Below are 11,923 nucleotides of genomic sequence, written 5' to 3' on the forward strand. Positions count from 1 at the left end.
TGACCCGAAAACTTCTATTTCATCCTAAAAATAAAGGTACGAAAACATTCTTGTCTATCCATCCTATCCTTACTTACAATTTGATTAATGTAAACAGTACGTATAATTGATTAATACATAATCCCTAGATTTTATGCTCCAGAGGAGCTAAATATTTATAGCAATTATGCATCCCCTGATTTAAAGCTCCAGAGGAGCGATATATATTATTTATAAATATGCCGCTCCGCTGGAGCTTATGTATCGGAAAATAATTATGCTATAAATATTTTGCTCTTCCAGAGCATTCTTTTAATGATAGATTAAATAAGGCGCTCTCATTTTCTTAAAGTCTTTCAAACCTTCCTGCAATTATCCTAACCTGCAATTTTATTAATGTGACCTTGCACATAATGACAAATTTCATTTACTATAAAAGCTCCGGAGGAGCTAAATATTTATAGCAATTAAGCACCCTCTGATTTCAAGCTCCAGAGGAGCGATATATATTATTTATAAATATGCCGCTCCGCTGGAGCTTATGTATCGGGAAATAATTATGTTATAAATATTTTGCTCTTCCAGAGCATTCTTTTAATGATAGATTAAATAAGGCGCTCTCATTTTCTTAAAGTCTTTCAAACCTTCCTGCTCTTATCCTAACCTGCAATTTTATTAATATGACCTTGCGCATAATGACAAATTTCATTTACTATAAAAGCTCCAGAGGAGCTAAATATTTATAACAATTATGCATCCCTGAGTTCAAGCTCCAGAGGAGCGATATATATTCATCAATTATGTCGCTCCGCTGGAGCTCTATGTATGGAGAAATAATTATGCTATAAATATTTTGCTCTTCCAGAGCATTCTTTTAATGATAGATTAAATAAGGCGCTCTCATTTTCTTAAAGTCTTTCAAACCTTCCTGCCAGCTTTTTCTAATTTCTTCTTCAGATGTTCCGGCTTCAATTTGCTGCTGTAATTTTTCATTTCCGGCTCTGATAGAAAACTTTCTTTTGTCGAAAAATTTCGATTTATCCGAAGTAGTTTGATAGGCTTTAATCAGCCATTTTATTTCAAGTCTGCTAATTCTCGGAATGGATGACAAATCTTCTCCATTACATTCTACGCCATTATACAAAGGATCTTTATCGCCAAAATTAGGTTTTGGAGTAAAAGTAAAATCACTTTTTGGCAGATAAGGCGAACCGTAAATCTGAAATTGTTTTTCAGTGCCGCGTCCCATACTTACATTCGTTCCTTCAAAAAGACATAAACTCACATATAAATTTACCGATTGGTCGTTTGGCAAATTTGGCGAAGGACGAACTGGAAGGCTGTAGCTCATATTTCTGTCATAATTCAAACACGGAACAACAGTAAGTTTACACTGCATACCATTTTTCAGCCATTTTTGTCCGTTAATCATTTTTGCTTCTTCGCCCAAAGTCATACCGTGAAGCAGAGGCGTTGGATGCATCCCAATACCGCTTTGAAAAGCAATGTCCAAAACCGGACCGTCGACAATCGCAATATTCGGATTTGGACGGTCCAGTACAATCAGCGGAACATTATTCTCTGCGCAGGCTTCCATAATTCTGTGCATCGTAGAAACGTAAGTATATAATCTTGTCCCAACATCCTGTAAATCAAAAACCATGACATCAATATCTTTTAATTGTTCAGGAGTTGGTTTATTGTTTTTGCCATAAAGTGAAGTAATTGACAAACCTGTTTTAGCATCGATTTCGTCAGAAACGTGTTCTCCTGCATCGGCAGTACCTCTAAAGCCATGTTCAGGAGCAAAAATGGTTTTGATCTTAATATTTTTCTGAACCAAAAAATCAACCAGATGGGTTTTATCTTCCATAATTCCGGTTTGGTTTGTTACAATGCCTACGCTTTTGCCTTTTAGCAAAGGCAGATAAACGGTGTAGTTATCAACACCCGTTTTTATTTTCTGCGCAAAAGATACTGTTGAAATTAGTATGCAGATTATTAAATTTCTCATAGTTATTATTTTTATTTGCCACAGATTAAGTAGATTAAAAAGTTTTTTTTATTTGGTTAACGCTCAGTTTTTCACGTAGATTATGGCAGATTTAATTTTATAATCTGTGTTGATCTGCGTGAAACAAAAATCATTTTAATATTTATAATCTGTGGCTAAATTTTTCGCCCGCAGATTTGGCAGATTGAACAGATTTAATTCGTGGAAATTCTTGAATTGCTTCGACTGTTTGCTATCGCTCGGGTTCTGGCGAAAAAAATCCTTCTAATCTGTTTAATCTGTGGCTAAAAAAATTAATTATTAATCTGCCTCCAAATTTTAGCACTAAAATCATCTTTATACATCAATCTGTTTGTTCTCGTTGGGTTTACGCGATTGGTCAGAATAATTAGAAATCTGTTCGTATCTGGATTCATAAAGAAAAAAGTTCCTGTAAAACCTGTGTGCCCAAAATCATTAGCTTTAAAAAACTCATCAGGTTTTCGTTTATCAAAACCAAGTCCGCGGTAAATCCCTTCTTTGGTGAGAGGCGAACTTGTAAATTCTTTTACAACTGTTGCTTTTAAAATTTCTTTTCCTTGATATTTTCCGTCATTCAACAGCATCTGACAGATAACTGAGATTGATTGTGCATTAGCAAACAATCCGGCATTTCCAGAAACACCGCCAAAAATCGCCGCAGCTTCATCATGAACGTAACCTCTTATTGTATCTTTTCTAAAGAAATTATCCAATTCTGTCGGCGTTACATTTTCTAAAGAAGTCCATTTTAACGGATTATATCCAATTTTTGAGATTCCTAATTCCGTATAAATTTCTTTCGTTAATTCATCTAATTTCAAACCTGTTTTGGCTTCAATCATTTGTTTTACCAAAAGCAAATTCAGGTCGCTGTAAACATATTTCCCTCTTGTATTGGTATTTGCAGTTGAAATTTGCTCATAAACCGTTTTATAAAACTCCGGATTTAACCACATATTTTTATAAATCTGAACCCAATTTTCTTTGGGAGTAAACGAAAGATAATTGGCATCATACACAATATTCTTGTTCACATACATCGTATCAAACAAATCAGGATAAACATCTGATTTTTCTTTGCTTAACAAAGGCAAACCATCTGGCGTTGAAAGCAGACTTTGGTAAAACGTAATACTCGCTTTTAATCCCGAAGTATGCGTTAATAATTCAAAAAACGTTAAATCAGCAATTGGCGTGTTTTTATAAACTTCAACCAAATCTCCAACTTTGTCGGTAAGTTTTATTTTATCTTCTCCAACTAAGCGCATGGTCACAAGTGTCGCTCCCAAAACTTTCGACATCGAAGCCAGATCATAAACGTCGTCTGATTTTACGGGCTGTTTTTTCGAATAATCCTGAAAACCATAATTTTTCGAAATTAAAACAGCGTCTTTATTTCCCACTATAATCTGTGCTCCGGGAAAAAATCCTTTTTCGAGTGCATTTGTCATCATCGAATCGATGTAAACTTCATTTCGTTTTACATCAAAAGATTTCTTTGATTTTTTCTGGGAATAAGCATTTATTCCTAAAAAGGTCATGGAAATTAATATGATTCCTGCCGTTATCTTTTTCATATTCTACGGATTAATTCTTATGTCCTGTCCTGCCATAAGAGGTTCGTTGTTGGTTCCTGTAATGACAATTTTTACTGCTTTTACAGGCTGTTTTGGATAAATCGATGCATTGCCATAATCAAAAGCATCTCCTTTTATAAAATCGATTCCGTTATACGAATATTCTACATAACCGTTATTGACAATGAACCTCGGGTGATGCGGAATTCCGGTTAACACATCAATTTTAGAAGAAGTTACAGGATTTGTAAAAGTGTATAAAATCCAGTCGCCATTTGCACACGCAATATCTGTACGCAAGTAAGTTTCAACATTATAATCTTCTAAATTCGAAATCGGAAATTTAGGATTTTCAGCCATCGATGATGTTACTTTTACTTCCGGCTCTAAATAAGGCGAACAATTGAAATTTACTTTTGCTGCTGATTCTTTTGCTTCTTTATTTTCTACCGTAAAGTCTAAACGATACGTATTTTTTTCATTGTAATTTTCAATTACAAATCGCAGGCGAGGTTTTGATTTCAGCATTTTTTCTTCCGGAAAACTCTGTATCAGTTTATCATTTTCATAAAGAGAAACTGTTTTTACAACTCCGTTGGCACTCGCATCTGCATCAGGAGTAAAAGTTAAATACCAAATTCCATTTTTGTCTACATGCTCTGAAATATTTTCAGAAATATTCAAAACTTCTGCTTTTGAAGTATTCCAAACCGCAACAGGCAGTTTTTCTACTTTTACCGACGGACTTGCCACATCTTCATTAAAAAAAGTACGGAACATATAATGTTCATAATCCTTCGTTTGAATTGGTTTTGTATACAAAGCCGATTGTCTTGTTGGTTCATTACCTTGTGCATCATAACGTACAACTGCACCTTCGTAAGGCGGTGTTACGGTAATCGTGCCATTTTGATAAATTGCGGCTGGCGGAAAATCCCTAAAAGCAATTCCCATATCAGCCAAACGCTGTAAATGGCTGTGTGTTAATCTTCCGTAGAAATCTTCCCAGTTTTTATCTTCTTTTTTAGACCAGCCAATTTCAGATAAAGCGCTGATTCTTGGATAACTTTGGTATTCCATAATTCTGGCTGGACGATCCAGATATTCGCTCCACAAAGCGCCCTGAACACCTATTATATTTTTTTGCTGTTCTGGTGTTAAATCATCAGTAGGAATTGGCTCAAATGAATAGGCTCTTTTCGTATCTGTAATAGCCGCCCAGCGATGACCGCGTTCTGTTTCAGACTGTGCCATATCAAAATACGTATATTGCCCCGGCATCATAATAGTCTGGTATCCTTTCTTTGCCGATTCAATTCCGTAACTAATTCCCTGCCAGGCAGAAATCAAAGTATTTGGATCAATTTCTCCACCTTTTAAAATTTCGTTCCAGCCATCTGTTTTTTTATGGTATTTATCTACAATTTTTTGAACTCTTCTAAAGAAATAATTTTGAAGCTGAAAACTATCTGTAAAACCTTCTTTCACCATCAAAGCCTGACATTTTGGGCAATTTTCCCAGTTGGCACGATTGACTTCATCTCCGGCAACATGAATATATTCAAAAGGAAAAAGTCCCGAAACTTCTCTAATGATTGAATCCAGAAGAACATAATTTTCTTCACGACCCACACACCAAACATTTTTTACTTCACCCTGAACACTTTTAAGTTCCTGTGTTATCGCACAGCCCACTTCCGGATACGAAGCGGTTACGGCACGCGAATGCCCCGGAATTTCAATTTCGGGCATAACTGATATGCCGCGATTAGCAGCATACGCCACTACTTCTTTGATATGTTCCTGCGTATAAAAACCTCCGTAACGTTTGTCTCCTGAACCATAAGATGGCAGTAAAACTTCTCCCGGACCTCTCCAGGCACCTTTTAAAGTTAAATCAGGCATCGATTTGATTTCAATTCTCCAGCCGTTATCATCGGTTAAATGCCAGTGAAAAACATTCATTTTGTGCGCCGCCAGCCAGTCAATATAATTTTTAACGGTTTGTTTATCAAAAAACTGTCTTGAACAGTCGAGCATCATACCGCGCCATTCAAAACGAGGATAATCTTCTATTTTTACAAATGGGATATTTCCTTTTTTAATGTCTTTTGCAGAAGAAATTTGCAATAAAGTCTGCAGACCGTTTAAAACTCCGTTTGCAGATTTCCCTTTTACTAAAATTCCTTTTTTGTTGATATTCAATTTATAACCATCATTAGGAAGGTTCATTTTTTCATCGACCAAAAATGCTATGGTATTTTTTTTGTGTTTATTTCCAATAGAAACGATTGCGTTAATCCCTGTGTATTTCGAAAAAGAACTCTTAATATATTCAGCACTTTTTTCTGCTTTTTTGTCTACAATAATTTGTACTGATGACGGAATAATAAATACGCCTTCATTTTGTTCAACTTTTACGGGTTTAGGAATTATATCTAGTTTCTGTGCTTGTATGGTACTTAAAGAACTCAGAAAAATGGCTATCAGCAATACACTTCTTTTCATGGCTTTTATTTTTTATTTTATTGAAAATTCTATTGGAGCGCTTTCTGTCTGGGTCTGACTTAAAGCGGAAACGGCGTAGATATAATTCTCCAAATCAGCATTTGGAACTTCTAATTTTGAAGCGGTTGTTACGTAATAAATATTCGCCGGATTCGAAAAATCGGTTATTTTTCCTTTTGGGAATTTATAAATTACAAATTTCTTATCATCTGATTCTGGTTTCCAGCTCAAAAGAGCTTTATCTCCTTTTTTAGCAATCACAGCACTTGAAGGTACTTGTGGTTTTATTCTTGTAATTCTGTTTGCCTCTGGCGTTAATGCGATATACTTATATGGTTTTTGAATAAGCGGATTTCGAAGCGTATCGCCTTTTTTAAGAAAAGTTGAAGCTGTAAAATGCATCGAACCGTCTATTTGAGGCAGTTTTCGAATCATTTCAATCTGCTTTACAATTTGATCCGGACTTCTCCACTCTGGTTCTTTGGCGGTATTCGAAATTTTATAATCGCCGTGGCCTACATAAACATTGGTTCCGTATTTGTGTGCTGCCCACCATTTTGCCAAAACTTCAAAATTAGCTCTGTCAAAACCAATGTGCCAGTACAATTGCGGTGTAACATAATCGATCCAGTTTTCTTTCTGCCATTTTAAAATATTGGCATACAAATCATCATAATTGGTTGCACCCGCCACCGTATTTGATCCGTCTGAATCTTTTGCAATATTGCGCCAAACGCCAAAAGGCGAAATTCCGAATTCAACCTCTGGTTTATTAGCAATTATGGTATCTCTGATTTGCTTGATAATTAAATCGACATTGTCTCTTCGCCAATCGTCTTTGTCTTTAAACTGGCGCGGTTCTTTGGCAAATGCTTTTTCATCCGGAAATTCCTGTCCGGCGATTTTATACGGATAAAAATAATCGTCCATGTGAACGGCCTGGATATCATAATTTCGAACTATTTCGCCTACTACAGACGAAACGAAATCTCTGGTTTCTTTATATCCCGGATTAAAATATCTTGATTTTCCGTAGGTCAGAAATAATTCTGGTTTCTTGAAATACAAATGCGTTTTGGTCAATACATCTTTTACGGTATCTTTTTGCACTCGATATGGATTGAGCCAGACATGAACGTTCATTCCTCTTTTTCCGGCTTCGTCAATCATCATTTGCAGCGGATCAAATCCCGGAGCAACGCCCTGAGTTCCCGTTATCCAATGTGAAGCAGGCTCTTTTGTCGATTTGTAATATGCATCGGCAGTTGGGCGGATTTGAAAAATTACTGTGTTTAGGTTATTAGATCGTAAATTATCTAAAATGGCAATCATTTCAGATTTCATCTGCTTGTCTGATAATCCTGGTTTAGAAGGCCAGTCAATATTGTCTACTGTAGAAATCCATGCTGCACGCATTTCTCTTTTTGGTGATTCCTGACTGAAAAGTTTCGTTTGAAACAGCAGTATTAGAATTAAAATTTTTAGGCTTTTCATAAGTTACTATTTTTGGTTAGTTAGTATGTTATTTATTTGTGGCTTAAAATTTAACCGCAAAGAACGCAAAGGTTTACGCAGGGTTCGCAATGTTTTTAAAGCTGTATTTTTTTAATCTCTTGCTATTTTCCCATCATGATAAAAAATCATTTCAATCCTTTAATCTGCGGCTAAAATATATTGAGGCGGTTAAAAAGTTCCTAACAGGTTTTAAAAACCTGTTAGGATAGGTAACCAACCTAATTTTATATGCTGCTTAATCGTATCGCAGCACATAACTTTTATTTCTTTTTCTCTTTGAAAAAATTATCAAAGAACAGTAATTGAAACTTTAATGAATTTTCCCAATAAGCCAGATTATGTTCTCCCGGACGTTCGATATAATCATGGTTTATTTTTAATGTCAGCATTTTTTGATGAAGCTGTCTGTTTACTTCCATAAAAAAATCACCAACACCGCAGTCTATAATCATTTTTAACTTGTTGTCTTTTACCAGATCAAGCAGATTGGTAACGGTATTTTTATCCCAGTTTTCAGGAAATTCTGTTATAGAACCCAAACGTTTTTTAATATCCCAATTGTTTGGAAACGGACGAAAATCGACTCCTCCGCTCATACTTCCTGCCGCACCAAATACATCCTGATGTTTAAATGATAAATACAATGCTCCGTGTCCGCCCATGCTTAAACCTGTTATGGCTCTGCCATCGCGGTTGGAAATAGTTTTGTAATTTTTATCTATAAAAGGAACTAATTCATTTATTACATAAGTTTCATATTTAAAACTTGGATCTATCGGGCTGTCAAAATACCAGCTTGAATAATTTCCGTCAACGCCAATTGCTATAAAACCGTATTGATCAACTTGTTTTGCCAGATCTTTAAAATCTTTTGCCCAGCTTCCGTAATTGCCGCTGTAACCATGAAGAAGATACACTACCGGAAATCTATCTTTGCTTTTTTTATAATTATCGGGAACTATTACTGAGGTTTTTATGTTCTTATTCATTGAAGGACTAAAAACCTGAATTGTGTCAATTTTTGCTGCTTTTGCAGAAAAAAATACGAATGCCAGAAGTAAAGTGCAGATTGCTTTTTTCATAAAATCTTGTTTTAGTGATTATGTCAAAATAAATTCCTTGCTTTTACCATTAAGAAATTAAGTTCATAAAGCTTAGCTTAAATTTCTTAATCTCTTAATGGTAAAAAGAAAATTAAGTTTCATTTAAAATTCGGAAATTTATTTCAAACAATCTCTTAAAATTGTTACGGGATGCATTGCTTTTCTGTTTGTACCGTCAAAAATCTGATGTCGGCAGCTGGTTCCGGCCGCTGCAATTGCGGTTTCAGGTTCCGTTGCCCGAATTTTTGGAAACAAAGTATCTTCTCCCATCTGCATACTAATTTCGTAATGCTCTTTTTCATAACCAAAAGATCCTGCCATACCACAGCAGCCCGAATTGTAAATTGTAACGGTGCTGTTTTTTGGTAAATTCAACATAGCAAACGAAGCTTCAACGGTGCTTAATGATTTTTGATGGCAATGTCCGTGAATCTTTATTGTTTTTGCGGTATCCGAAAATTGCCCGGAATGAATTTTCCCAGCTGTAATTTCTCTTTTGAAAAATTCCTCAACGGTAAAAGTTTTTTTAGACAGTTTTTCGGCACCTTCTTTATCTTTTGCCAATCGAAGATATTCATCCCTAAAAGTCAATATAGCCGATGGCTCAATCCCAATTAAAGGTATATTTTCAGAAATTAAATCTTTGAAAATAGTCACATTCTTATTGGCAATTTCCTGTGCTTCTTCCAAGAAACCTTTTGACAGAAAAGCTCTTCCGCTTTCTTCATGATCTGTAACAATGACTTCGTAACCTAAAGCGGTCAACAATTCATACGCATCAATACCAACTGAAACATCATAATAATTGGTAAACTCATCACAAAAAAGATATACTTTTCCGTTTTTAAAAGAATTGTTTTCTGCCGACTTTTTATTTTTTTCGTACCATTTCTTAAAGGTTTTTGGCGCTAAAAGCGGTAGTTGTCTTTTTGGAGCAATTCCCATGCTTTTTTTTACCAAAGGCAGATTGGCAACAAAATTGGTCATCGATGGTGCAATGCTTCCAAACTTATTTAGTTTGGAATTGAAAGCAAATATTTTATTGCGGACAGAAAATCCGTTTGCTTTTTGGTATTGGTATAAAAATTCTGCTTTTAAAGTTGCCACATCAACATTACTTGGGCATTCGCTGGCACAGGCTTTACAGCTTACGCACAACTCAAATACTTTATATAATTCTTGGTGGTCGAATTTATTTTCTTTTTCAGAATTGGTCAGATATTCTCTCAGCGCATTGGCTCTGGCGCGAGTGGTATCTTTTTCATTTCGGGTGGCGCGGTAACTCGGACATAAAGTTCCTCCTGCTGATGGCAGTTTTCGGCAGTCGCCAGAACCGTTACACTTTTCGGCAGCACGCAAAATTCCCAAACTGTCTGAGAAATCCTGAATTGTTTTAATGTCCGGCTCAACTCTTCCCGCTTCAAAACGAAGATTTTCATCCATTTTTGAAGCATTTACAATTTTCCCAACATTCAAAATAGTGTTAGGATCAAATGCTTTTTTTATTCGTTTGAGCAGTTCGTAGTTTTTATCACCAATCATAAAAGGCAGAAACTCTCCGCGTAAAATTCCATCACCGTGTTCACCGCTTAATGAACCTTTGTATTTTTTCACCAAATGGGCTACTTCTGTAGAAATATTTCTAAACTGGTGTAAACCTTCTTTTGTTTTTAAATTTATCTTCGGGCGCAAATGCAATTCTCCTGCTCCGGCATGTGCATAATAAATGGCACTTTGTCCGTGTCTTTCCATCATTGCAGCAAAGTCGGCAATATAATTTGGGAGATCACTGAGTTCAACTGCTGTATCTTCAATAGAATCGGCCGCTTTATCATCGCCTACAATACTTCCTAAAAGTCCCAAACCTGCTTTTCGAACCTCATTTACTTTATCAATATCGGAACCGTAAATTTTAGGCAATGCATATCCAAAATTATTATCCTGAAGATCCTTAATCAAAGCATCAGCCTGTAATTCTGCATCTTCCATGCTGCTATGCGATCCTACTTCAAGCATGATAACTGCTTTTGGTTCTCCCACAATAAAAAATCGGTTTTTTGCTTGTTCCCTATTGGTTTTGGTACAATCTAAAATCGTATCATCCATCATTTCGCAAGTGTACAAATGATGTTTCATTGCTACAACAACGGCTTCAAGACTTTCCTGAATAGTATGAAAATGCGCCACAACCATGATATTATTTGTTGGCGGTAAATCGTCTACTTTCAAGGTAATTTCGGTTGTAAATGCCAAAGTTCCTTCACTTCCGCAAAGTAATTTTCCTAAATTGATGGTATCTTCTGTTCCCGAAAACAGTTCTGATTTTAATAAGGCATCAATCGCGTAACCTGTGTTTCGTCTGTGAATTTCAGGTTTTGGAAATTCTCTCGTAATTTCTTCCTGATTTTCTTTATTCGAAAGTTCCTCGTAAATCGTTTTATAAATTTTATTCTCTAAAGAATTACCTTTTGTCTTCTCAATAAATTCATCCGAAGTTAAATCTTTAAAAACGGCAAGACTACCATCGCTCAAAACCGCTTTTATCTCTACAATTTTATCTCGCGTAACACCGTAACGTATTGAAGTTGTTCCAGATGAATTATTTCCCACCATTCCTCCAATCATACATCTATTTGTGGTTGAAGTAGTCGGACTAAAAAACAATCCGTGTGGCTTTAAAAATAAATTCAGTTCATCTCTAATTACTCCGGGCTGTACGGTAATGGTTTTCTTTTCGGCATCAAAAGCAACAATTTTGGTAAAATGTTTCGAAACGTCTACAATAATTCCGTTTCCAATTGTTTGTCCTGCCAGAGAAGTTCCAGCCGTTCTGGGCGTTATTGAAATTTTGTTTTCTGAGGCAAAACGAATGATTTTTACAATATCTTCTTCGGTTTTAGGAATGGCAACAGCTTGCGGAATAATTCTGTAAGCAGAAGCATCTGTGGCATACAGTTTTTTATGAAGTTCATCATAAAAAAGCGTTCCTTCTAAGGAATCAGATAATTGTTGTAATTGGAGAGAATTGGGCATTTATTTGGTTTATTGCTTTTGGTTGGTAATTTTAAAAGTTTATTTTGATTGTGTTAACCATTTGATGTAATTAATTTCAACACATAGAAACATAGATTAACTCTTCAAAAAAGGCGTTTCACTTATTAAAAAAAGCATAGAGAACTATGTGTTAGAAACATGTTTCTTTTTAT

6 protein-coding genes are annotated in these 11,923 nt (G+C 35.6%); all 6 read right to left on the reverse strand.

Annotation, left to right across the window (positions count from 1 at the left end):
* Positions 1 to 853 precede the first annotated feature (853 nt).
* The 6 genes from FJOH_RS24820 to FJOH_RS24845 all read right to left on the reverse strand — a co-directional run bounded on the left by FJOH_RS24820 (position 854) and on the right by FJOH_RS24845 (position 11,750).
* Positions 854 to 1,993: an exo-beta-N-acetylmuramidase NamZ family protein gene (locus tag FJOH_RS24820; RefSeq protein ID WP_012026771.1), complete on the reverse strand. Its 1,140-nt coding sequence runs from the start codon at positions 1,991 to 1,993 to the stop codon at positions 854 to 856.
* Between the two features lie 293 nt (positions 1,994 to 2,286).
* Positions 2,287 to 3,591 carry a serine hydrolase domain-containing protein gene (locus FJOH_RS24825; protein WP_012026772.1) on the reverse strand — a complete coding sequence of 435 codons (1,305 nt, stop codon included), beginning with the start codon at positions 3,589 to 3,591 and terminating at the stop codon, positions 2,287 to 2,289.
* A gap of 3 nt (positions 3,592 to 3,594) precedes the next feature.
* Positions 3,595 to 6,099 (reverse strand): beta-N-acetylhexosaminidase, encoded by a 2,505-nt coding sequence (locus tag FJOH_RS24830; protein ID WP_012026773.1) that lies wholly within the window; start codon positions 6,097 to 6,099, stop codon positions 3,595 to 3,597.
* A gap of 12 nt (positions 6,100 to 6,111) precedes the next feature.
* The gene (locus tag FJOH_RS24835; RefSeq protein WP_012026774.1) at positions 6,112 to 7,593 is read right to left on the reverse strand and encodes a glycoside hydrolase family 10 protein; all 1,482 of its coding nucleotides are present in this window, start codon (positions 7,591 to 7,593) and stop codon (positions 6,112 to 6,114) included.
* A gap of 281 nt (positions 7,594 to 7,874) precedes the next feature.
* Positions 7,875 to 8,696, reverse strand: a complete 822-nt coding sequence (locus tag FJOH_RS24840; RefSeq protein WP_012026775.1) for an alpha/beta hydrolase — start codon at positions 8,694 to 8,696, stop codon at positions 7,875 to 7,877.
* A 138-nt stretch (positions 8,697 to 8,834) separates the two neighbouring features.
* Positions 8,835 to 11,750 (reverse strand): FAD-binding and (Fe-S)-binding domain-containing protein, encoded by a 2,916-nt coding sequence (locus FJOH_RS24845; RefSeq protein ID WP_012026776.1) that lies wholly within the window; start codon positions 11,748 to 11,750, stop codon positions 8,835 to 8,837.
* Positions 11,751 to 11,923 lie beyond the last annotated feature (173 nt).

This window comes from Flavobacterium johnsoniae UW101, assembly GCF_000016645.1.
GTDB lineage: Bacteria > Bacteroidota > Bacteroidia > Flavobacteriales > Flavobacteriaceae > Flavobacterium > Flavobacterium johnsoniae.

Coding starts and splice junctions, on each gene's coding strand:
- FJOH_RS24820 (WP_012026771.1), bottom strand. CDS start 1,993: ATGAGAAATTTAATAATCTGCATACTAATTTCAACAGTATCTTTTGCG.
- FJOH_RS24825 (WP_012026772.1), bottom strand. CDS start 3,591: ATGAAAAAGATAACGGCAGGAATCATATTAATTTCCATGACCTTTTTA.
- FJOH_RS24830 (WP_012026773.1), bottom strand. CDS start 6,099: ATGAAAAGAAGTGTATTGCTGATAGCCATTTTTCTGAGTTCTTTAAGT.
- FJOH_RS24835 (WP_012026774.1), bottom strand. CDS start 7,593: ATGAAAAGCCTAAAAATTTTAATTCTAATACTGCTGTTTCAAACGAAA.
- FJOH_RS24840 (WP_012026775.1), bottom strand. CDS start 8,696: ATGAAAAAAGCAATCTGCACTTTACTTCTGGCATTCGTATTTTTTTCT.
- FJOH_RS24845 (WP_012026776.1), bottom strand. CDS start 11,750: ATGCCCAATTCTCTCCAATTACAACAATTATCTGATTCCTTAGAAGGA.